Source organism: Micromonospora sp. NPDC049679 (assembly GCF_040659735.1).
GTDB lineage: Bacteria > Actinomycetota > Actinomycetes > Mycobacteriales > Micromonosporaceae > Micromonospora_I.
In genome coordinates, this window is the sequence record NZ_JBFANZ010000029.1 from 34,267 (window position 1) to 54,880 (window position 20,614).

Here is a 20,614-nt window from a genome sequence, read left to right on the forward strand (position 1 = left end):
AGAGGGGGAGGTTGCCCGTCGACCTCGCCCTTGGAGTTCCCGTGACCGGACTTCCCGACCCCACAAGGTCGTTCGCCGCCCGCCACATCGGCCCCGATCCCGCGGCCGTGCGGCAGATGCTGGAGACGGTCGGCTACGCCTCCGTCGACGAGCTGATGGACGCCGCCATCCCCGAGGTGATCCGCTGGTCCGGCACGCTCGACCTGCCGCCCGCCGCCACCGAGGACGAGGCCATCGCCGAGCTGCGTGCCCTCGCCGCCCGCAACACGGTGGCCGTGTCGATGATCGGCCTCGGCTACTACGGCACGCACACCCCGGCGGTCATCCGCCGCAACGTGCTGGAGAACCCCGCCTGGTACACCGCCTACACGCCGTACCAGCCGGAGATCAGCCAGGGGCGTCTCGAGGCGCTGCTCAACTTCCAGACCATGGTCACCGACCTGACCGGGCTCGCCACCGCCAACGCCTCCATGCTCGACGAGGCGACCGCGGCGGCCGAGGCGATGACCCTCGCCCGCCGCGCGTCCAGGGCCAAGACCCCGGTGTACGTGGTGGACGCGGACACCCTCCCGCAGACGATCGCGGTCATCGCCACCCGAGCCGAGCCGCTCGGCATCGAGGTTCGCGTCCTCGATCTCGACGCCGAGCCGTTGCCGGCCGAGTTCTTCGGCCTGCACCTGCAGTACCCGGGCGCCTCTGGCGTCGTCCGTGACCACGCCCCACTGGTCGAGGCGGCCCACGCCGCCGGGGCGCTGGTGACCGTCGCCGCGGACCTGCTCGCCCTGGCGCTGCTGCGCGCCCCCGGGGAGATCGGCGCCGACATCGCCGCCGGAACGACGCAGCGCTTCGGCGTACCCATGGGTTTCGGTGGGCCGCACGCCGGCTACCTGGCGGTCCGGGCCGGCCTGGAGCGGATGCTCCCGGGCCGCCTGGTCGGGGTCTCCCGCGACGCTGACGGCGCTCCCGCCTACCGGCTGGCGTTGCAGACCCGCGAGCAGCACATCCGCCGGGAGAAGGCGACCAGCAACATCTGCACGGCGCAGGTGCTGCTCGCCGTGATGGCCAGCATGTACGCCGTCTACCACGGCCCGGACGGGCTGCGCGGGATCGCGTCGCGCACCCACGACCGCGCCGCCCGGCTCGACGCCGGCCTCCGCGCCGGCGGGGTGACGACCGCCAGCCCCGTCTTCTTCGACACCGTCACCGCCGTGGTGCCGGGCCGCGCCGCCCAGGTGTTGGCCGCGGCCGCCGGGCGCGGGATCAACCTGCGGCTGGTCGACGCCGACCGGGTCGGCGTCTCGTGCGACGAGACGACCACCGACGCGCACCTGGCGGCGGTCTGGGCCGCGTTCGGGGTGCCCGCGCTGACCGGCGGGGCGGTGGCGCACGCGCTGCCCGAAGCGCTCGCCCGGACCAGCGACTTCCTGACGCATCCGGTCTTCTCCGCCCACCGCTCCGAGACGGCGATGCTGCGCTACCTGCGCCGCCTCTCGGACTCCGACTACGCGCTGGACCGCGGCATGATCCCGCTGGGGTCCTGCACGATGAAGCTCAACGCCACCACCGAGATGGAGGCGGTGACCTGGCCGGAGTTCGCCAACCTGCACCCGTTCGCGCCGGCGGAGCAGACCGCGGGTTACCGGGACCTGGTCGCGTCGCTCGAGGGGTGGCTCGCGGAGGTCACCGGTTACGACGCGGTGAGCCTGCAGCCCAATGCCGGCTCGCAGGGTGAGCTGGCCGGGTTGCTGGCGATCCGCGCCTACCACCGCGACCGGGGCGAGACGCACCGGGACGTCTGCCTGATTCCGTCCTCCGCGCACGGCACCAACGCGGCCAGCGCGGTGATGGCCGGCATGCGCGTGGTCGTCGTCGCCTGCGACGCCGAGGGCAACGTCGACCTGGTCGACCTGGACCGAAAGATCGAGGCGCACCGCGACACGCTCGCCGCGATCATGGTGACCTACCCGTCCACGCACGGTGTCTACGAGACCGGCATCGCCTCGCTCTGCGCGAAGGTGCACGACGCGGGGGGCCAGGTCTACGTCGACGGCGCCAACCTCAACGCGCTACTCGGCTTCGCCAAACCCGGCCGGTTCGGCGCCGACGTGTCCCACCTCAATCTGCACAAGACCTTCTGCATCCCGCACGGTGGCGGCGGTCCCGGGGTCGGTCCGGTGGCGGTCCGCGCCCACCTGGCTCCGTTCCTGCCGGGCGATCCGCTCACCGCGACCGCGGGGCGGCCGTCGATCTCGGCCGCCGCCCACGGGTCGGCGGGCATCCTGCCGATCCCGTGGGCCTACCTGCGGATGATGGGCCCCGACGGGCTGGCCCGGGCGACCGGCGTCGCGGTGCTCGCCGCCAACTACGTCGCGGCGCGGCTGCGTGAGCACTACCCGGTGCTGTACGCGGGCAACAAGGGCCTGGTCGCGCACGAGTGCATCCTGGACCTGCGGCCGCTGACCAAGACCACCGGCGTGAGCGTCGACGACGTGGCGAAGCGGCTGATCGACTACGGGTTCCACGCGCCGACGATGTCGTTCCCGGTGGCGGGCACGCTGATGGTCGAGCCGACCGAGAGTGAGGATCTCGCCGAACTCGACCGGTTCTGTGCGGCGATGATCGCGATCCGCCGGGAGATCGACCTGGTGGGCTCCGGTGAGTGGCCGGCGGGGGACAACCCGTTGGTCAACGCGCCCCACACGGCGGCGATGGTGAGCGGCGACGCGTGGGATCACGCCTATCCGCGATCGGTGGCGGCCTATCCGGCCGGGGTGGACCGGATCGGCAAGTACTGGCCGCCGGTGCGGCGCATCGACGGGGCGTACGGCGACCGGAACCTGGTCTGCGCCTGCCCGCCGCCGGAGGCGTTCGTGGACTGAGCGCGCGTCATCGCGGGGCCGCCCTGGATCCGCTGGGGAAAAGGGGCGGCCCGATGACTCGGCGTTGAGTGACGCGGGGGGGGTGTCGGGCGGGCGTCAGGCGGCGAGCGCGTGGCGCGCCGGGCCGCGATGCGGGGCGATCATGCTGCCATCGGGGAGCAGTTCGCCGGTGTCCTCGAAGACGATGACGCCGTTGCAGAGAAGGCTCCAGCCCTGTTCCGGAAAGCAGGCGATGACCCGCGCCGCTTCCCGGTCAGTTGCCTCGGCGGACGGACAGGTCGGTTGGTGCTGACACATCGGGTTCTCCGGACTGTGGGGGCACTGTGTCATGGTTCACATGACCAGTGACGCACGCTACCAAGCCGAACGATGCGGTTTCGAGCAGGCAGGGCGGCCATGGCGAAAGAATCGGCCCTTCGGCTGAGGCGGTTCGGTCCACTCGTCGGTGCAGCGCTCCCGGCTCCAGACTATTGCTTTCTCGCGTACGCGACAGCCGGATCGCACGCATCCGCGACATCGAAGGCGTCTCTCTGCCGCCCGGCGCGCACGGGGGTCACGCGGGGGCGACGCGACCGGTAAGCACCGGTATAGCCTGACGCGCATGACAATGCGCCCCATCCGGATCATCGGCGACCCCGTGCTGCGCACCCCGTGCGAGCCGGTCACGACCTTCGATGCTGACCTGCGGGCGCTGGTCGCCGACCTGATGGACACCATGATGGGCAAGGAGGGGCGGGCCGGCGTCGCCGCCCCGCAGATCGGGGTGAGCGCCCGCGTCTTCGTCTACCAGGCTGACGGGGAACGAGGCCACCTGATCAACCCGACGCTCGAGCTCTCCGCCGAGCAGCAGGGCGACGAGGAGGGCTGCCTCTCCATCCCCGACCTCTACTACCCGACCCCGCGCGCGATGCACGCCACCGCCCACGGCGTCGACCAGTACGGCGAGCCGCTCACCATCAGCGGCAGCGGCTTCCTCGCCCGCGCGTTGCAGCACGAGACAGACCACCTCGACGGACGTCTGTACGTGGACACGCTGCGCGGCCAGACCCGGCGCGAGGCGCTGCGCGAGATCCGCGCGACCCCCTGGGCCCGCCGCTAGATCACGACGACCTCGGGGTGCGCATGGCGCAGGAAGTCGTGGTGCGAGATGTCCCAGCCGTACGCGCCGACCCGGCCGAAGACCAGCACGTCACCGACGCGCAGCCGGGCGACCCGTTGGCCGCGGGTGAGCACGTCGCGCGGTGTGCAGAGCTCGCCCACCGCGTCCACCGCCACGTCGCGCAGCTCCGGGCGCGCGAACGGGTAGGGCCAGCGCTCGACCGGCAGCACGGCGAACGGATGGCTGTAGCCCCACGCGGCCGGTAACCGGAAATGGTGGGTGCCGCCGCGCAGCACCGCGAACCACCGTCCGTGCGTCTGCTTCAGGTCGAGCACCTCGGCGGCGTACCAGCCTGCCTCGGCGGCCAGGAACCGTCCCGGCTCGAAGACCAGCCGCGCCCCCTCCGGCAGCGACTCGGGCACCCCGGCCAGCCCCGCCCGCAACACCTCGAGGTCGAACTGCCCGTCCCCGGTGTAGTCGACCCCCAGCCCGCCGCCGACGTTGACGTACTCCAGCGGCAGCCGCTGCCGGTCGGCGGTCGTCACCGACCAGGTGACGGCGTCCACGACGAAACCCGCGTACGCCCCGGCGTCCAGGTTGTTCGACACGGCGTGCAGGTGGAAGCCGGTCACTCGCACCGACGGCAGCGTGGCCGCGAGCGCCAGCACCCCGTCGAGCTGCCGCTCGTCGATCCCGAACGGCGTCGGCGTGCCGGTCATCCGGTGGCTGCCGGTCAACCCCGCCGTGGCCCGGTTGACGCGCAGCGCGACCCGTATCCGCACCCCGGCCTCCCGCGCGACCAACGCCAACCGCCGCAGCTCGTGCGCGCTCTCCACGTTGACCAGCGCGCCCGCGCCGACGGCCGCCCGCAGCTCCGCGTCGGTCTTCGCCGGTCCGCCGAAGACGATCTCCCGCGCCCCCGCCGCCACGGCCAGCGCCAGCTCGCCGCCGGAGGCGACCTCCAGCCCGTCCGTCGCCGCGGCCAGCGTCGAGACCACCTCCGGGTGCCCGTTCGCCTTCACGGCGTACAGCAGCGTCGACCGGGGCGGGAGCGCCGCGCGCACCGCCGCGGCCCGGGCGCGCAGCGCCGCGCGGTCGTAGAGGTACGCGCAGACCGGCGGGGTCAGCTCCGCGAGCGCCGCGGTCACCCGTTCACCCAGCATGGAGTGGATTCCGTACCGGCACGTACACGTCACCACTGCCGGCCAGGCGCATCCGCACCAGCGCCTTGTGCGGCACGTGCGGAGCGGTCAGCGCGGCGTGGTCGGCCCGCGCCGCGGCGGCGGTGAGCCGGTCGACGCGCAGCGGGTCGTAGACCTCGTCGACCACCTCGCGGACCGCCCGCCACGCCGCGGCCTCGTCCAGCCCGTGCGAGCCGGCCAGCCGCACCACCAGCTCACCCAGGTGGGCCTGGAGCGCCGTGTAGCCGAGCTTGGCGCGCATCACCGCCGGATCGTCGGTGCCGATCACCGAGCCGGGCCACAGCGGCAGCGCCACGCCCGCGGCGGCCAACCGCGGCTGGTGCACGCGCAGGCCGGCGAAGTCCCGCAGCACCAGCCGGTGTGGGACGCCGTCGACGAAGGTGGGCAGGCAGTTCTGCAGGTGGGCTTCGAGCGCGATCCCGTAGCGGGTCGCCAGACGCAGCACCGGTGGCAGCAACAGCCGGGCGTACTCGGTGAGGAAGGCCAACGCGGCCCCCGGGCGCCTGGTGCGGCCGCGCGTGCGGGCGTACCGGTCGACGAGGACGCCGAGCAGGTCGCCGGCGCTGAGCGCCCCGCCCGGGATCGCGCGTTCACCGGGGCCCAGCCGGTCGTCGAGCCCGTCGCGCAGGATCGCCGACATGTCCCGCCCGGAGCCGGTCGCCACCCCGGCTCCGGCCCTCTCCGCCAGCAGCAGCACCCGGTCCGCGTCCGGATCGTCGGCGAGCAGCCGGGCCAGCAGCGCCGAGATGACCGGTCCGTTGCGGGTGCTCGCCACCGAGATGGTGCGTCGGGTCGAGGTGACCTGGATGTCCAGCGACACCTTGAGGTAGCGGTGCCGCCCGTCCCGCCCGACCGGGAGCAGCAGGGTGCGCAGCGCCGCCGTCGGCGCGGCCGGCAGCGTGCCGTCGAGCGGGCGCAGCGCGCCGGCGCGGACCAGGTCGACGTAGCGGTCGCGCAGGACAGCGTCGAGCTGCCAGGCGTGCACCGGTTGCACCACGAAACCCGGTGGCGCGCCGGGCACCTGCGGGTAGGCGTCCGCGAGTGCGCCGGCCACGTCGTCCCCGACGTGCAGATCCCGGCGTACGGCCACGAACGCGATCGACGTCGACCCCGCCTCGAGGTCGTGCGCGAGCGTGTCGGCGACATCCCAGCCGAGCCGCGTCCGCCCGCAGGGGTGCAGGTTGTGTCCGTCGACGGCGTGCCGTTCGGCCTGCAGCGCCCGCTCGTCGGCGCTCGCGCCCTCGCCCGGCGGGGTGCCCCGGGCGTACGCCAGCGCGAGGTTCACCACGGCGTCGGTCAGCTCCACGGCGAGCGCCCAGCCGTGCCGGTCCATGATGGGGAGCGGGAGCAGGTCGGCCGGCTCGGTCGCGGCGACCCGGTCGAACTCCACGCGGTCGAAGGCGTGCCGCCGCCCCGCGTCGGCGTGCCGTACCCGGGCGTCGCCGATCTCCTCCCGGCACAACGCGCCGAGCAGCCGCCGCCCGACGCTCTGCGCCGCCCGCGGCAGCGCGGACCGGAACCCGTCGACGAGCTCCGGTGCGAGCGACGCGAGTTGGCGTTCGGTATGCGCGGCGGCGTCGCGTAACGTGCCCGCGCCCCCCGCGCAGCCGCACATCGGCCGCCGTCGCGCCGCGGGCATGGTGTCGAGCTCGCCGGTCATCGCGCCGCCGCCAACGGATTGGGCACCCGCGCCCAGATCGGGTCGAGCGGATCGGTGGCGAGGCGCATCGCGGTGGTGGCCTTCACCGGCAGCGTCGGTCCGAGCAGGACCGCCCGCTCCGCGTCGAGCCCGTCGCGCAGGGGGGTGGCCGCGATCGCCGCCCACAACGTCGCCGGGTCCACGTCGTACTCCCGGTGCAGGACGGCGACCTGCTCGCCCAGCACGGTCCCGAGCGCCGCGACGAGCGTGCTGCGCAGCTCGTCGGGATCGTCGCTGGACAGGTCACCGTGCAGCGGCGGCGGCTCGATGCCGTGGGCCCGCAGCCGGGCCGGGCTGACCCGCACTCCGCCGACGTCCCGGTAGAGCAGTCCGCGCGGCCGCCCTGCCTCGAACGTGACGAGCGTGTTCTGCCCGTGCGCCTCCAGCGCCACTCCGAGGTGCAGCAGCCGCAACAGCGGCGGCAGCAGGACTGCGACCAGATCGGTGACGAACGCGACGGGGTCCCCGGCGTAGCCCACCCGCACCGCCTCGGTCACCAGCGGCCGCCCACTCGCGGGGGAGGGGGCGGCGAGCGCGGCGAGGGGCACGGCGTTCGTGGGCGGGGCCTGCCGGACGACCACGGCAAGGCTGCGGCAGGGCTCGTCGTCGACCAGCGCGGCGCCGGCGGCGGTCTCCCGCAGCACGGTGAACCCGTGGAGCTCGCTGGTCAGATCGGTGAGGAAGGCGGTGACGGCCGGCCCGTTGCGGACCGCCGCGGGCGAGACGGTGCGTACCGCGCTGGTCATCTGCACGTCCACCGCGGTCTTCCACTGCTGGTCGGGGTGCGCCACCGGGGCCAGGGTCCGCAGCGACATCAGCGGGCGGGCCGGCACCGTGCCGTCGGTGGGCCGCAGCCACGGGTGCGCGTCGAGCACGTGCTCATGCTGCCACGGGTGCAGGGGCAGCATCGGCGGGAGCCCGGCTCCGGTGCTGAGCCACCGCGCGGCGGGGACCTCGACCAGCCGCAGGGCGACGGTGGGATGGTGCTCGGGGGCGTAGGCCAGCACCTCCGCTGTGGACATCCCCATCCGGCTGCGGCAGCCGGGATGCAGCGGATGACCGTCGACCACGGCCTGCTCCCAGAACGCGGGGTGTGGCGCGGGCCGGCTCAACGCGGCGGGACCGCCGGTCGGCGTCGGCTGGTCGGCGCGGGCCAGCGCCAGGTTCGCCACGCTGTTGGCCAGTTCGGTGGCGAGCCGCTCGGCATTGGGTAGCCCGAGTGCGACGAGCAGCGCGGCGGCGTCGTCGTACGGGCGCTCCCGCAGACGTACGGCGAGCCCGGCCGGGGGAGCGGCGAACGGCATCCCGGCGGCGGCGGGGCCGACGAGGGTCCGCCCGTCGGTGAGCGCCACGGTCAGCGTTCCGCCCCGGGTGTCCCGTCCGCTGATACCAGTGATCGGCTCGCGGGCCAACGCCCCCCAGAGCCGGGCGAGGACGGCGGCGCGGGCACCGGGCAGGGCCGCGGTGTACGCGGCGACGAGGTCGGGCCGGTGCCGGGTCAGGGCGCGCAGCGTCGTCGTCGCGTCCGGTCTCGGGGTGTCGGATCCGGCCTCGGTCACGGCGTCTCCCGTCTCGCGGTCGTGGACCCTTGGAAGGGGACATTCTTCGCGCGTCCCGCGACCGCCGGCTGCCCGGGGGCGGCTCTTCGCATTACACCTAGCTTCCTAGGACGCCTTAGCGGTTGTGCTTCCCGGCACAAAAGCCGGGAAGCACCGGGAGACCAGTCTTCGGACTCGGCTTGGAGAACAAGGGGAGAGGCCGCAGAATCCCGGCGACGGAGGGCAAGGACCAAAAGCCCTCGTCGAGCAGTTTCGACGTGGGAGAAGGGACGTCATGGCGCGGATCGGCGAGTTCCGGAGCCCGGCTGCCCGGGCACGCTTCTACACCGCCTACGACCGCACCTTCGCCCAGTTGTGGCCGATTCCGGGCGAGGCGCTGGACGTGGCGACGTCGTACGGTGCGACGCGGGTGCACCGGTGCGGGCGTGGCGACGGCGACCCGATGGTGCTGTTGCACGGCGCGGGTGGCAGTTGCCTGGCGTGGTACCGGCACGTGGCGGCGCTCGGCGAGCGGCATCCGCTGTTCGTGGTGGACACGGTCGGTGAGCCGGGGCGTTCGGTGCAGGAGGAGCCGCTGCGCGACGGCCGGGACGGGGCGCTGTGGTTGGCGCAGGTGCTGGACTGGGCAGGCGTGGATCGCGCGCATCTCGTGGGCTTCTCCTACGGCGGTTGGCTGGCGTTACAGCTCGCCCGGTACGCGCCGCACCGGTTGCGCACGCTCGCGTTGATCGACCCGGCGGGCTTCGCGGCCGTGGGTGCCCGCTTCTACCTGTGGTTGGTGGCGAGCGGCTGCGCGGCGCTCGCGCCGGGGCCGGTACGGCGTGCGGCCGCCGGCTGGCTGGCGAACGGCACGCTGCTGGAAAGCGATCTGCTGCGGCTGACGATGGCGGCGGTGGCGTTCCGTCGCCGGTTGCCGCCGCCGGAGGTGCTGAGGGATCACGAGCTACGGGCGGTGCGTACCCCGACGCTGATGCTGCTCGGCGAGCGCAGCGCGCTGCATGACGCGGATCGGGCGCGGGCACGGGCGGAGTCGGCGATGCCGGCGGTGCGAGCCGAGGTGGTGCCGGGTGCGGGTCATGCGCTGTTGATGGAGCACCCGGAGATGGTGAGCGCGCGGATCATCGAGTTCGCCGCGACCGGCGATGTCAGCCGGGATCGTTCTCGCTCACCGTGGCGGCCCGGGTGAGCAGCATGTTCAGCGTAAGCGGGTGTGGTCAGGCGAACCACTGGTCGTAGCCGAGCTTGGCGACCAGGGCGAGCACGACGACGAGCAGGACGATGCGTACGAAGCCGGAGCCGCGCCGCAGTGCCATGCGGGCGCCGAGGGTGGCGCCGAGGATGTTGCAGGCGGCCATGCCGGCGCCGAGGACCCAGTCGACGTGGCCGGCGGAGGCGAAGACGGCGAGCGCGCCGAGGTTGGTGCCGGCGTTGACGATCTTCGCCATGGCGGAGCCGTGGAGGAAGTCGGCGCCGACGAGGGTGGTGAAGGCGAGCACGAGGAAGGTCCCGGTGCCGGGGCCGATCATGCCGTCGTACAGGGCGATGAGGCCGCCGGCGATGGCGACGGCCGCGGCGGCACGGCCGCGGGTGCGCTTGTGGGGTTCGGCGATGACGCCGAGGCGGGGGCGGAGCGTGACGAACAGCGCGACGCTGACGAGGACGGCGAGCACGATCGGGCGGTAGGCGCCGGCGGGGATGCTGCCGGCGAGCGCGGCGCCGACTCCGGCGGTGACGATGGCGAGCGCGGCGGCGGGTCCGGCGAGGCGCCAGTCGACTTTGGTGCGGCGGGCGTAGGTCAACGCCGCCGTGCTCGTGCCGGCGATCGCGGCGAGCTTGTTGGTCCCCAGGGCGGTGGCGAGGGGCATGCCGGGGGCGGCGATGAGCAGGGTGGGCAGGAGCAGGAGTCCGCCGCCGCCGACGACGGCGTCCACCCAGCCGGCCGCGGCGGCGGCCGCGAGTAGCGTGCTGAGCGCCCCGACGTCCATGAGCTGGCATTCTTCCGGTCGGGGTGGCGGTGGCGCGTGGCGTTGTGTCGCGTCTCACGGGTCTCGCGTCCGGGGGTGGACGGTGGCGCCGTTGGGCAACGCCGGCCGGGGGTTGATCACGGACCTGCGCGTCGATCAAGGGCGTTCTCACATGACTGGAGATCAATCCGTGTGAACACGGCCTTGATCGACGCGACGCTCAGCGACCCGGGTCAGTCGTGGCTACCGGGTGATGAGGGGCGCCAGTACTGGCGGGTCTGCTCGTCGCGGACGACGTAGCCGAGTTTGGCCAGTTCCTTGCGCAGGTCGGCGATGTCCGCGCTCTCCTTCTTGTGCAGCGCGCGCTCCCGTGCGGCGAACAGGGCGTGTGCGCCGGCGAGCAGGTCGGGGGTGTCGGGGATCCAGCGGCGGTAGGCGTCGCGGTGCGGGTCGCCGTCGGGGAGCCACGGGTAGCCGTGGCGGGTGAACGCCCGGGCGACGCGAGCGGCGCTGGACTCGGGCTTGTCGCGGGCGAGTTCCTGGTCGGCGGTGCCGAGCAGGACGAGGTGTTTGCCGTCGAGGAAGACGGCGGTGATCTGCTCGCGCGGAATGGTCTGTTCGACGCCGTCCCTGCCGAGCCGGACCTCATGGTCGGTGAGGATGACGGCGAGGCTCTCGGTGATGGCCATGAACGCCAGCCAGAGGCCGGCCGCGGCGCCGAGCAGCGCGGTGATCGCCGCGGCCGAGGGGGTCTGCAGCGCCGCGATGAGCCGTACGGGGCCCGCGAACGGCACCCAGGGCAGCGTCAACGCGGCGTCGGCGAGGCGGGGAAGGAAGAACCCGAGGACGGCGCCGACGAGCGGAAATCCGATGAGGAGCAGGGCGCGGTCGCCGCGGGAGAAGCCGACGACGGTGGGCTGCTGGTCGGAGGGGAGCGGTTCGGGCATCTGAGGGCTCGCTTCGCTAGCGGGGGGTGACGGTCAGCGGGTGGCGCGGTCGAAGAGGGAGCCCACGAGCGCGCCCCCACCCCCACGTGGAGGTCGTCAGCGCCCGCGGCGTCGGCGTAGCCAGATCCCGGCGGCCCCACCGGCGATGAAGATCAGCATGGAACACATCAGCGCCTTGACGATCACCCAGTCACCTTCGCACACCGGGGCCGGTGGGTGCAGGGGTGCGCCCCGGCCACGTCGGAGGTACACGCAGTCCCCGCACGACCACATCGTCGGCTCCCGGGTGACGCTGTCGCGACGTCGTGGCTTGACCTCAACCATGCATGAGGTTGCAGCCTGGTGCGCATGGCGGACTCCATGCTCGACGAAGCGTACGAACGCCTGCGGCACACCGGCCCCGAGCGCGACGGCTGGCTGTCCAACCACGCCCCGATGGCGGTGGAAGCGCTGGTCCACCACGGCCACGACCGGGCTGTGCACCGGTGGCTCGACTCCTACGCCGACCGGTTGGAAGAGCGGCCACGCGGCATCCGGCCCATCCCCGCCAGCGAGTGGCGCGATCCCCTCGGAGACCCGGTACGCAGCGGCGACTGGCTGGACCACTTCGACCGCGAGTTGGCCGGACAACCCTGGCGTGAGGTGCTGGGCCGCTGGTGGCCCCGTCTGCTGCCCGGCATCGCCGCGGGCGCCACCCACGGGGTGATCCGGGTCGGGCACGCCGTGCGAGCGATACTCGACACCGAGACCGCCCCGCGCGTCAGCGAGCTCGGCCGAGGGCTGGCCTACTGGGCCGCCCGGTGGCAACCCCTCGCCCCGCCCGGCCGCGGACCCTACCCGGCGACCGACCCTCGATCCGCGTTCGACAGGGTGCCCCGCGTACCCGACCAGCGGTTCGGCATCCGTGCCCGCCTCGCCCAACTCGCCGACCTCGACCAATGGGAGGTGGCGGCCGGCGTCGTGCCCGGCAGCCCCGGCCAGGACGTGCCGGCCCGTCTCGCCGCGATCGTGGACGCCGCGGTCGCCCAGCACGACACCCACGGGTACGCCAACCCGGTGATGCTCGTACACGCCGCCACCGCGCCGAACGCGGTCCTGCGTGCCCTCCCGGCGCTGCCGCACGCCCTGTGGGCGCCGAGCCTCGACGCCGCCTGGGCCGCGGCAGCCGCCGTCACCGCCGCGTACGCCCCAGCCCGGGCCCGCCGGGCCGGACAGACCGGCGCGCGCCTGCATCCTGAGGAGCTCATGCGGCTCGCGGCGGCTTCCGGCGACGCCCACGCGATCAAATTCGTCGACGCCGCGATCGACGCGCACACCCGCCGCGGTGATGCTGCGGTCCTCGCCACCGCCGCCCGATCGATACGACAGATCACCGCCGACTAGGCACGAGCTGGTCTGTATGTACTATGTCGTGTGCCATAAGTTACCCGCTGGTAGCTTAGCGGCCGTGGTCATTCGCGCGACATCAGAGAGCTGAGCTGCCATGCCGACACTTGAGCGCCGGGACGACGTCTTCATCCTTGATCTCGGCGACACCGAGAACCGTTTCCACCCCGACTGGATCGACGCAGTCAACGCCGCGCTGGACGAGGTGGAGAACGCGGGAGCATCGTGTGCCCTGGTGACCGCCGCGACCGGGAAGTTCTTCTCCAACGGGCTGGACCTGGAGTGGTTGTTCGCCAACGGCGACCGATACCAGGACTATGTCGTCAGCGTCCACGAGCTTCTCGCGCGGGTGTTGGCCCTGCCGATGATCACGGTAGCCGCGTTGCAGGGGCACACCTTCGCCGCCGGGGCGATGTTCTCCCTGGCCCACGACTTTCGCGTGATGCGCGCCGACCGCGGCTACTGGTGTCTGCCAGAGGCCGACATCAACATCCCGTTCACCCGGGGGATGTCGGCGTTGATTCAGGCTCGGCTGTCGCCGCAGACCGCACACGAGTCCATGACAACCGCCCGCCGCTACGGAGCCGAAGACGCGCTCGCCGCCCGCATCATCGACCGCGCCGTGAACGAGGACGCGGTGCGATCGACCGCGGTGGAGATCGCCGCATCGCAGTTGACCAAGGCGGGTCCCGTGCTCGGCACCATCAAGACCCGCATGTACGGGCACGTCTTGGACGCCCTGCGGGACAAGGCGAAGCTGCTCGACTGACGCCGCGTGTGCCGCGGCACCTGCTGCTGCGCCGCCGCACCTGCTCGACCGGCACGTCGAACGCATCGGCGGCTCTCACGGGAGTAGCCGGGAGCGTCGCCTCGTACCGGCCGGTCGTACAGCGAGCATCGACGCTACGCCGCACCGCGCGACCCGGCGTACCCTTCTCCCATGACCACCGCCCGGGCGTTCGACATGCCGGCCGAGCAGGCGCGAGAGGCAGCCGACGTGGCCGCCGAGGGCAACGTCGTCTATCTCACCGACCCGGCCGGCCACCGACTCGCCGCCGTCGTGCCCACCGAAACCGCCGACACCGCGCTCGTCCTGGCCGCCGCCGCCCAGACCCGGCAACGCCTCGCCGCGTTCGAAACCGCCGCGAGCCAACGCGCGCTCGGCCCCGACGAGGCCACGGCCCACATGCTCGCCCGCGGCGAGGGCCCACCCGACGCCGAGCATTTCGCCCGGGTGCTGCGCGCCGAAGGACTCCCCGCCGACCAGATCACCGCCGAGGCGCACCGCCTCGCGACCGAGGCCGCCCACCGATCCGCGTGAGCGACACCGTCGGCGGCTGGATCCTCGACACCGGGGCACTCCTGGCCTACTGCAACGACGACACCTACGTGCGCGCCGTCGTCGCCTCCTGCCGCGGCCGCGGCCAGACCCTTCTCGTCTGCGACACGGCCCTCACCACCGCGCTCGACACCCGCCCCGAGGGCTTCGCCCGGCTGCTCGAACTACGCCGCCACCCCGCCACCACGCTCGCCGAACTCACCCACGCCGACGCCGAACACGTCGGGGCGCTGCTCGCCTACGCCGACGGCGACATCGAAATAGCCCACCTCGTCCACGAAGCCACCCGCCGCGAGTGGCCGGTGCTCTCCGACCGCCGCGAGCAACTCCTCGCCGTCAACGCCACCCTGCTGGTCGAACCCGTGTGAGGTGGCTGCGGGACACGCCAGCGAGCGCCATACCGTGGACAGGGCACACCGTGGACCACGCGCCGGACATCGTGGTCACCCCCAATCGCACCTGGCTCGACTTCCGCCCCGACCGCTCATGGCCGGTGCCGGCGTTGCCCAGCACGGGATGGGACAGGCCGGGCACGAGACGCGCACAGCGCCGTCACGGCACAGCCCGCACCGGGGACTTGCGTCGGGTTGCATCCGGTACCTAGGTACAGGCTTACCGTGGAGTCATGACCGACACGAGCTTGCCGGGCCTGGCCTGGACGCCAGCCGCGTGCACGCTGCCCACTGCGCAGCAGCCGCTGCGCCTGGCCGAGTTCGACGCCCTGTTCGCCACCGCGATCGAGCAGGCCGAGCGGATCAGCGACCGGCGGCTGCGGCTGACGATGACGGACGCCCCCGATCTGGAAGCCCGGGTGCGAGACCTGGCGGCCAGGGAAAGCGACTGCTGCGCGTTCTTCACCTTTACGATCACCGCGCCGCAGTCGGACCGGGTTGTGCTGGATGTCGAGGTTCCCGTCGGGCACATCGACGTACTGGACGCCGTCGCAGACCGGGCCGCGACCGTACGTGGCGATGCGCGGTGAGCACCGCGCTGCGCAGTGGTGAGCTGGCTGCGGCCGCAGGAGTGAACCCGCAGACTCTGCGCTACTACGAACGGCGCGGTCTGCTGGCAGAACCGGACCGTAGTCCGGGCGGCCACCGGTTGTATCCCGCCGAGGCCCTGACGATCCTGCGGATCATCAAGACCGCGCAGCGGCTGGGGTTCACCCTCGACGAGGTCGCCGAACTCGTCGATCTCGGTGGCCACCGGCACGGCCGGCATCCCGACACCGGCCTGCAACGCCGGGCCGCCACCAAACTGGCCGAAATCGAGGCGAAGATCGCCGACCTGCGCGTCATCGCCACGAGCCTGCGCACCGCGATCGACGCCGGCTGCGATGACCTGACCGCCTGCGCCACCAGCAGTTGCTGCCCGTTGCCCTTCGCCGACCTCGACCGAGGAGACCACCACTGATGAAGACTCTGCGTCGTATGCTGCCCGGCGGCCTCGGCGGGCTCACCGGCCTCGCCTGCGCCCTGTGCTGCGCCATTCCGCTCGCGATCGCGGCCGGCATCCTCGGCGGAACCGGCTGGGCCCTCCTCGGCCGGATCCTGCCCGGCATCGCCCTGGCCTTGGCCGCCGCGACGGCGCTGGCCTATTGGTGGACCACACGACCTGCCGCCCACGCCGGCGGATGCGTCGCCGGCAACTGCTCCTGCTCCCGGCCGTCCTGACCAGCGCGCCCCGGTACGCTGCCCGCCGTGACCATCGCCCGCTCCATCCTGCTGTTCGCCCTGGCGGCTGTGTTCGAGATCGGTGGAGCGTGGCTGGTCTGGCAGGGCTGGCGCGAACAGCGCGGCCTGTGGTGGATCGCTGCGGGCGTCATCGCGCTCGGCGCGTACGGGTTCGTGGCCACCTTCCAGCCCGATGCCCACTTCGGCCGCATCCTCGCCGCGTACGGCGGAGTCTTCGTCGCCGGATCACTCGCCTGGGCAATGGTCGTCGACAAGTTCCGGCCCGACCGTTACGACGTCATCGGCGCGGCCCTCTGCCTGGTCGGCGTCGCCGTCATCATGTACGCCCCGCGCCCCTGACCGGGCGTCACTCGCCCGACCGTTGCGGCCGGCGCCGGGAGCGGCGCGGCGGTGACGCCGACGCTCAACGGGCCTGCCGGACCGGGACGAGATCGCCGAACAGCAGACATGATCAGGATTACGGGTGTAATCTTCGCCCTGTGGAGGAGGCCTACCGCTTCGACGAGCGCAGCTACGACGCTCTGGACGCCGCCGGTGTCACCTGGCAGACCGTGCAGTACGTCCTGCGCAACCGGCCACGAGTACGCCGCCACATCGGCGCCGTCCTCAACATCGCCGGACAGGGCGCCGACCAGCAGTGGTACATGGTCGCCCTCGTCGAAGAAGCCGCCGACGAATACCTGGTCGCCGGCGCCCGCCCTCTCGACGAAACCGAGATCCAGGCAGTCAGCAAGATGCTCGAAAGGGGCGCGTCATGAACCGCGACGAGGCGCTGCAGTCGATGGCCGACACCGACTGGTCGGGGGCTGAGGTCGAGCGTGAACCGCGACGGATGGCGTTCGTCTACACCGTGCGGCTCCCCGACGAACTCGCCCGGTGGGTGGAGGGCAAGGCATCGGAGAAGGACCTCAGGCCTTCGACGCTGATCCGTGAACTGCTCGAGGCCGCCCGCCGTGTGGAGGCCGAAGATGAGCCGGTGGTTGTCCGCCGATCCGACCTGGTCCGGGCTATCGACGCCGCCGTACGCCCGGCAGCCGCTTGAGCGCGTCTGCTCATCCGCGTTTTCGATCGTTGCCCGCCAGGTGTCGCCGACGCGATCGACCACGTCGTCCCAGGCGCCGGGGGACTCGTCCGTCATCGGCGGTCCTGCTGCCGGCTCGCCCGCAGTTGTGCGGCGCAGCAGGCTCGCACGCTCGCCTTCAGTTCCTCGATCGGTCGGCCCCACTCGCCGTCCCAGGTGTACTCGGTGCCGTAGAGCGCGCCGAGAGGAAGGTCGATCACGTCGTTGTTGTAGTGGGTGGATATGACGACCGCTTCGACCTGCTGAACCACCGATCGCTCGCCGACGATCCCGGATAGGCACCTCTCGGCCAGTTCGCGGAAAACCTCGTTGGCGGCCGTGACGGTGGTCGTGGGCAGCACGCCTCCCGTGTCGGCCAGAGCGCGAGGAAGAAGGTCCCTCACCGCGTGCGGGTCCCGGCCGTTGAGCCCGGCCAGTTCCCGCAGCGCCTCGCCATCGTGACCATCTGCAAGCCATCGCGCGGCCCACCACGGAACGCGCTCGGTGGGTACCAGATCGAGCACGAACCAGGCCGCGACCGTGGCCGGCAGCGGCGTCGTGCCCTCGCGACGATGCTCAGTCATCGGCGGCCACGACCAGGTTCAGCGCACCACTCGCGCTTCCGATGAAAACCACGCTCATTAAACTCCTTCCAGTCGTCGAAGGCGGCCGGGCCGCGGTCGCGCCGCGGCTGGTACAGCTCGTGCTCCAGGTCGGCGCGCAGGGGACCGGCCAGAGGCGCGGTAGCGGAAAGCCCACCACCGGGTGATCACGGTCCCGCCATGGGGCGCCGACCTGTCACACGTCACTCCTGCGCGGCCGGGTAGAGGCGACCCAACACCCGGTTGGTCCGGTTGGCCCGCACCGCCGCCCGCTGCTGACCCGCCGTCACGTCGATGTAGTTCTGACTCGTCGTCAACGTCGCGTGCCCCAGCAACCGCATGATCTCCGACGCGCTCGCCCCGTCCTCAGCCAACCGTGTCGCGAACGTATGCCGCAACGCGTGCAACTGGGCGCCGCGCGGCACCCGATCCGTTACTCCGGCCCGCCGATAACAGGACTCCACCAGATACTGCAGCCCACCCCGGCGCAGCGCCTCGCCGAAGCGGTCGACCAGCAGCACCGAATCCCGCCGTACCGACCGTGCTCCGAACCGTCGCCGTCGACTGTCCAGATAGCTGTTGATGACGGCATCCAGCTCCGGCTCGATCGGGATGACCCGGGGCTTGCCTCCCTTGCCCGCCACATCGACCCGGCGCTCGCCGGGTCGACCGGCGAGCGAACCGATCCGCAGCGAGAGCAGCTCGGAGAGGCGCAGTCCGGCACAGAGCGCCAGGGCGAGCACCACCAGGTCCCGCTCCGGCCAGGGATGCCGCTGTCGGTGGTCGTCGCGCGCGACCGCCTCCAACAGTTGCTCGGGGGTTTCCTCGCCACGCAGCGGCTTGGGCGAGGGGAGGGGCACGTTGGGTTTGTCCACTGCCGGCATCGGGTTTCCGGCCACGATGCCGTCGGCGACGAGGAACGCGAAGAAGCTGTTCCAGGTGGACCAGGCGCGGTAGATGGAGGCGGCGGCGCGGGGGCCGGCGAAGCGGGCGAAGGCACCGCGCAGGGGACGGGCGGTCAGCGCGGTGATCGGCAGGGTCGCCAGGGGGAGGGGAGCGTCGGGATCCTCGGCGACCAGGCGGGTGATGGCGATGAGGTCGCGACGGTATGCCGCCAGAGTGTGCGCGGACGGCTTACGCGTGCTCCGTGAGATCAGGAACTCCTCGATGAGGGTAAGTACCAGTTCATCACCTTTGTGCTGCATAAGGAATATTATGCAGCATTTACCGGTTCAGCGCGAGAGTGGGATCGTGGGGCAGCACCCGACGGGAGCCGTACGAGACAGGTCGCGCAGTGGCGCGGCCACACCGAACGGCCAGGTCGACCCAGAGGGGTACGCGCACCGCGGCGGGGAAGGTGTACGGACGAGTCCCGATGCCGCCGGACCAACCCGTGGCGGCGACGCCAGCGGCCGTGCGCTGGTCGGCCGCCATCCGCATGCCGGCCGACCGTCATACCGAACGCGCGGTGAGGTCGGCCGTCCGCGCTGGCCGTCCACGGGATACGGCCACGCCTGGAGCCGGCCACGGGGAGGGCCTCACCCCTGGCGGGAGGCTCCCGATAATCGACTAGTTGACATAATGTGCATTATCGAACAAGTACAAGGGAGCGGGGTATCCCGGTGCGGGAGTGGTTTGTGAAGCCTCATCCAACCTGAGTGTCCGTTGCCGGTGAACCTGAGGCATTACCACCTGAGGCTTACTGTCGGCCGATCAGGCCGTCGGCGGACAGCACACGCGCAGCAGCGCCTGCAGTTCCTGAAGCGCGCTGCTGATGCCGTTGCCGTCGGCGCAGTAGCGGACGGTCTTGCCTTCGCGTTGGGCGCGGACAACACCGCCGCGGCGCAGGATGGCCAGTTGCTCCGAGGCGGTGGACTGTCCGATGCCGAGTTCAGTGGCGATCTCGCCCACGCTGCGGGCGGCGCCGTCGGCGAACAGCAGCAGGATCTGTTGCCGGTTCTCGCTGGCCAGGGCGCGCAGGAAGTCTCGCGTCGCCTCGGTCAGTCCTGGTGTCTCGCTCATGCACCACCTCCCCCGTGATCCTACCGACAACATCATATCGTCATTTCGCGTAACGACGATATGATGTTGTCATGCCTCTCATCGACATCCTGGTCATCGGCGGCGGACAGGCCGGTCTCGTCGCCGCGCACGCCGCCCGGCAACACGGCCTGCACGCACTCATCCTGGAAGGCGGGCCCACTGCGACGGGTTCGTGGTCGCGGTACTACGACAGCCTCAGGCTCTTCTCCCCCGCCCGATACAGCTCCCTTCCGGGATTCGCCTTTCCCGGGGATCCCGACCGCTACCCGACGCGCGACGAGGTCGTCGGCTACCTCGCCGACTACGCCGCCCGCCTGGACACCCCGATCGAGACAGCAACCCGGGTCACCGCGGTCGCCCGTACCGATGAGGGCTTTGCGGTCACCGCTGCCGATGGACGCGGGTTCGAGGCGCGCACGGTCGTCTCGGCGACCGGCGGCTTCGGCCGCCCCTACCGCCCAGACCTACCGGGACTCGACACCTTCGCCGGCACCGTGCTGCACTCGGCGGACTACCGCCGACCACAGCCGTTCGTCGGCCAGCGGGTGATCGTCGTGGGCGCCGGCAACTCGGCGGTCCAGATCGCGGCCGAGTTGGCCGAGGTCGCGCGGGTGACGCTCACGTCCCGCTCGCCGGTACGGTTCGCCCCGCAACGTCCCCTCGGCATCGACCTGCACGCCTGGCTGCACCGGACCGGAGCCGAACTGCTGCCACTGCGAGGGCGCCGGGGCGGCCGCGCGACACCGGTCCTCGACACGGGCCGCTACCGGGCGGCACTCGCCGATGGACGCCCCGACTGGCGGCCGATGTTCACCACGGTCGGACCGGAAGGTGTCGTGTGGGCCGACGGGACGACCGATGCGGTGGACGCGATCCTGCTCGCGACCGGCTTCCGCCCGGAAGTCAGCCACCTCGCGGGTTGCTACGGCCCGGATGGTCGCCCTGCGGTCGATGACCGCGGGCACCCGGTGCACACCGGTGGGGTGTCCACGACGGTGCCCGGCCTGGGTTTCGTAGGGCTCGAGCTGCAACGAGGGTTGGCTTCCGCGACGCTCCGAGGAGTCAGCCGCGACGCGCGACGGGTTATCCCGCGGGTCAACGCCGGTGTGCCGGCTCGGTCCGTCATCACGACGAGATGAAA

23 protein-coding genes are annotated in these 20,614 nt (G+C 72.2%); 14 read left to right on the forward strand and 9 right to left on the reverse strand.

Going from position 1 to position 20,614, the window contains the following annotated elements:
- Nucleotides 1-41 precede the first annotated feature (41 nt).
- The gene (gene gcvP / locus AB0J06_RS19010) at nt 42-2,879 is read left to right on the forward strand and encodes an aminomethyl-transferring glycine dehydrogenase (protein ID WP_357430223.1); all 2,838 of its coding nucleotides are present in this window, start codon (nt 42-44) and stop codon (nt 2,877-2,879) included.
- A gap of 96 nt (nt 2,880-2,975) precedes the next feature.
- Here gcvP and AB0J06_RS19015 read toward each other — a convergent pair whose 3' ends face one another.
- Nucleotides 2,976-3,176: a DUF5999 family protein gene (locus tag AB0J06_RS19015; RefSeq protein WP_357430225.1), complete on the reverse strand. Its 201-nt coding sequence runs from the start codon at nt 3,174-3,176 to the stop codon at nt 2,976-2,978.
- A 304-nt stretch (nt 3,177-3,480) separates the two neighbouring features.
- On the opposite strand from AB0J06_RS19015, the gene def reads away from it, so the two are divergent.
- A complete protein-coding gene (def, locus tag AB0J06_RS19020) occupies nt 3,481-3,978 on the forward strand; it encodes a peptide deformylase (RefSeq protein ID WP_357430227.1) in 498 nt (165 codons plus the stop codon).
- Here the strand turns inward: def and AB0J06_RS19025 are convergent.
- Genes AB0J06_RS19025 through AB0J06_RS19035 form a run of 3 tightly spaced genes read right to left on the reverse strand, consistent with a single transcriptional unit; the run spans nt 3,975 to nt 8,438 of the window.
- Nucleotides 3,975-5,141 carry an alanine racemase gene (locus AB0J06_RS19025; RefSeq protein ID WP_357430229.1) on the reverse strand — a complete coding sequence of 389 codons (1,167 nt, stop codon included), beginning with the start codon at nt 5,139-5,141 and terminating at the stop codon, nt 3,975-3,977. The genes def and AB0J06_RS19025 overlap by 4 nt on opposite strands.
- Complete coding sequence (locus tag AB0J06_RS19030) at nt 5,131-6,840, reverse strand: IucA/IucC family protein (RefSeq protein WP_357430231.1); 1,710 nt, start codon at nt 6,838-6,840, stop codon at nt 5,131-5,133. The genes AB0J06_RS19025 and AB0J06_RS19030 overlap by 11 nt, the downstream gene beginning before the upstream one ends.
- Complete coding sequence (locus tag AB0J06_RS19035; protein WP_357430233.1) at nt 6,837-8,438, reverse strand: IucA/IucC family protein; 1,602 nt, start codon at nt 8,436-8,438, stop codon at nt 6,837-6,839. Before AB0J06_RS19035 ends, AB0J06_RS19030 begins: the two co-directional genes overlap by 4 nt.
- A 274-nt stretch (nt 8,439-8,712) precedes the next feature.
- Here AB0J06_RS19035 and AB0J06_RS19040 point away from each other — a divergent pair, with 274 nt between their 5' ends.
- Nucleotides 8,713-9,624 (forward strand): alpha/beta fold hydrolase, encoded by a 912-nt coding sequence (locus AB0J06_RS19040; protein WP_357430235.1) that lies wholly within the window; start codon nt 8,713-8,715, stop codon nt 9,622-9,624.
- Between the two features lie 28 nt (nt 9,625-9,652).
- On the opposite strand, the gene AB0J06_RS19045 is transcribed toward AB0J06_RS19040, so the two are convergent.
- Complete coding sequence (locus tag AB0J06_RS19045; RefSeq protein WP_357430237.1) at nt 9,653-10,423, reverse strand: TSUP family transporter; 771 nt, start codon at nt 10,421-10,423, stop codon at nt 9,653-9,655.
- A 212-nt stretch (nt 10,424-10,635) separates the two neighbouring features.
- Nucleotides 10,636-11,349, reverse strand: a complete 714-nt coding sequence (locus AB0J06_RS19050) for a hypothetical protein (protein ID WP_357430239.1) — start codon at nt 11,347-11,349, stop codon at nt 10,636-10,638.
- A 348-nt stretch (nt 11,350-11,697) separates the two neighbouring features.
- On the opposite strand from AB0J06_RS19050, the gene AB0J06_RS19055 reads away from it, so the two are divergent.
- The 10 genes from AB0J06_RS19055 to AB0J06_RS19100 all read left to right on the forward strand — a co-directional run bounded on the left by AB0J06_RS19055 (nt 11,698) and on the right by AB0J06_RS19100 (nt 16,810).
- Nucleotides 11,698-12,732 (forward strand): hypothetical protein, encoded by a 1,035-nt coding sequence (locus AB0J06_RS19055; RefSeq protein WP_357430241.1) that lies wholly within the window; start codon nt 11,698-11,700, stop codon nt 12,730-12,732.
- 100 nt (nt 12,733-12,832) lie between these two features.
- Nucleotides 12,833-13,504, forward strand: coding sequence for an enoyl-CoA hydratase-related protein (locus AB0J06_RS19060; RefSeq protein ID WP_357430243.1), 672 nt, complete (start codon nt 12,833-12,835; stop codon nt 13,502-13,504).
- A 171-nt stretch (nt 13,505-13,675) separates the two neighbouring features.
- On the forward strand, nt 13,676-14,056 hold the full coding sequence (locus tag AB0J06_RS19065) for a hypothetical protein (protein WP_357430245.1): 381 nt from the start codon (nt 13,676-13,678) through the stop codon (nt 14,054-14,056).
- Nucleotides 14,053-14,442: a hypothetical protein gene (locus AB0J06_RS19070; RefSeq protein ID WP_357430247.1), complete on the forward strand. Its 390-nt coding sequence runs from the start codon at nt 14,053-14,055 to the stop codon at nt 14,440-14,442. Before AB0J06_RS19065 ends, AB0J06_RS19070 begins: the two co-directional genes overlap by 4 nt.
- Nucleotides 14,443-14,699: 257 nt before the next feature.
- On the forward strand, nt 14,700-15,056 hold the full coding sequence (locus AB0J06_RS19075; RefSeq protein WP_357430249.1) for a hypothetical protein: 357 nt from the start codon (nt 14,700-14,702) through the stop codon (nt 15,054-15,056).
- Nucleotides 15,053-15,487 carry a MerR family transcriptional regulator gene (locus AB0J06_RS19080; RefSeq protein ID WP_357430251.1) on the forward strand — a complete coding sequence of 145 codons (435 nt, stop codon included), beginning with the start codon at nt 15,053-15,055 and terminating at the stop codon, nt 15,485-15,487. The genes AB0J06_RS19075 and AB0J06_RS19080 overlap by 4 nt, the downstream gene beginning before the upstream one ends.
- Nucleotides 15,487-15,747, forward strand: coding sequence for a hypothetical protein (locus AB0J06_RS19085; RefSeq protein WP_357430253.1), 261 nt, complete (start codon nt 15,487-15,489; stop codon nt 15,745-15,747). The genes AB0J06_RS19080 and AB0J06_RS19085 overlap by 1 nt, the downstream gene beginning before the upstream one ends.
- Before the next feature lie 27 nt (nt 15,748-15,774).
- Nucleotides 15,775-16,107 (forward strand): YnfA family protein, encoded by a 333-nt coding sequence (locus AB0J06_RS19090; protein ID WP_357430255.1) that lies wholly within the window; start codon nt 15,775-15,777, stop codon nt 16,105-16,107.
- 140 nt (nt 16,108-16,247) lie between these two features.
- Nucleotides 16,248-16,526: a hypothetical protein gene (locus AB0J06_RS19095; protein ID WP_357430257.1), complete on the forward strand. Its 279-nt coding sequence runs from the start codon at nt 16,248-16,250 to the stop codon at nt 16,524-16,526.
- Complete coding sequence (locus AB0J06_RS19100) at nt 16,523-16,810, forward strand: hypothetical protein (protein ID WP_357430259.1); 288 nt, start codon at nt 16,523-16,525, stop codon at nt 16,808-16,810. Before AB0J06_RS19095 ends, AB0J06_RS19100 begins: the two co-directional genes overlap by 4 nt.
- A 92-nt stretch (nt 16,811-16,902) precedes the next feature.
- On the opposite strand, the gene AB0J06_RS19105 is transcribed toward AB0J06_RS19100, so the two are convergent.
- The 3 genes from AB0J06_RS19105 to AB0J06_RS19115 all read right to left on the reverse strand — a co-directional run bounded on the left by AB0J06_RS19105 (nt 16,903) and on the right by AB0J06_RS19115 (nt 19,452).
- Nucleotides 16,903-17,412 (reverse strand): hypothetical protein, encoded by a 510-nt coding sequence (locus AB0J06_RS19105; RefSeq protein ID WP_357430261.1) that lies wholly within the window; start codon nt 17,410-17,412, stop codon nt 16,903-16,905.
- Nucleotides 17,413-17,633: 221 nt separating this feature from the next.
- On the reverse strand, nt 17,634-18,635 hold the full coding sequence (locus AB0J06_RS19110; RefSeq protein ID WP_357430263.1) for a tyrosine-type recombinase/integrase: 1,002 nt from the start codon (nt 18,633-18,635) through the stop codon (nt 17,634-17,636).
- Between the two features lie 508 nt (nt 18,636-19,143).
- The gene (locus tag AB0J06_RS19115) at nt 19,144-19,452 is read right to left on the reverse strand and encodes a metalloregulator ArsR/SmtB family transcription factor (RefSeq protein ID WP_357430265.1); all 309 of its coding nucleotides are present in this window, start codon (nt 19,450-19,452) and stop codon (nt 19,144-19,146) included.
- Between the two features lie 71 nt (nt 19,453-19,523).
- On the opposite strand from AB0J06_RS19115, the gene AB0J06_RS19120 reads away from it, so the two are divergent.
- On the forward strand, nt 19,524-20,612 hold the full coding sequence (locus AB0J06_RS19120) for an NAD(P)/FAD-dependent oxidoreductase (protein ID WP_357430267.1): 1,089 nt from the start codon (nt 19,524-19,526) through the stop codon (nt 20,610-20,612).
- Nucleotides 20,613-20,614 lie beyond the last annotated feature (2 nt).